We start from the raw sequence: 666 nt of genomic DNA on the forward strand, positions 1-666 counted from the left end.
TACTACTGGAAATTCATTAAACCGTGCTGTTTATGTTGAAGGGGATGATGTTGGGGAAGATCCTTCCAAAAACATAACAGTTGATGGAAATATTTTCACTCTTAAAATGTCTTCATGTGAAATTAATTATGATAATTGGCCGGACTCCATAGTTTATTCTGATGGTATATTATTCTATTACTGTGAAAATGTGGAATTTATCAATAACAATGTTGATTTAACATATAATTCATTTGATTTGGGTGATTATGGATATGACACCATTTATGTTGTACATGTTAAATCAGTAACCAAAATGGACTGGTCAACTTTGATGTCCGATAATATTTTAATTAAAAATAACACAATCAATGCTTTAGGACACAATGATACCTATGGTATATATGTTGGGGCAGACAACTTTGAGATTTCAGACAATAAATTAAACATTTCCTCTGAAATTTATCATGTTGGAGGTATTAATATTGCAGCACCTTCATCAAACGGTACTGTGAAAAATAATGATGTAACTGTTAATGCAAAAGAAGCAGTCTATGGCATCTACTCCTCTCAAAGTGGTGCAATGGGACCTATTGAATTTATGGATTATGAATCCAATATTGTAAATGCAAATGCATATTTCGCTTGCGCAATGCAAATTGGCGAATGCAGTGCAAATGTTACTGA

General features: G+C 32.4%; 1 protein-coding gene. It reads left to right on the top strand.

Annotated features, from left to right (window positions below):
- The coding region (locus Q4Q55_RS09955) for a hypothetical protein (protein WP_303372652.1) at nucleotides 1–666 on the top strand (666 nt) is incomplete at both ends.

Origin of the sequence: Methanobrevibacter sp. (assembly GCF_030539555.1) — an archaeon.
In the GTDB taxonomy this organism is placed as follows: Archaea; Methanobacteriota; Methanobacteria; order Methanobacteriales; family Methanobacteriaceae; genus Methanocatella.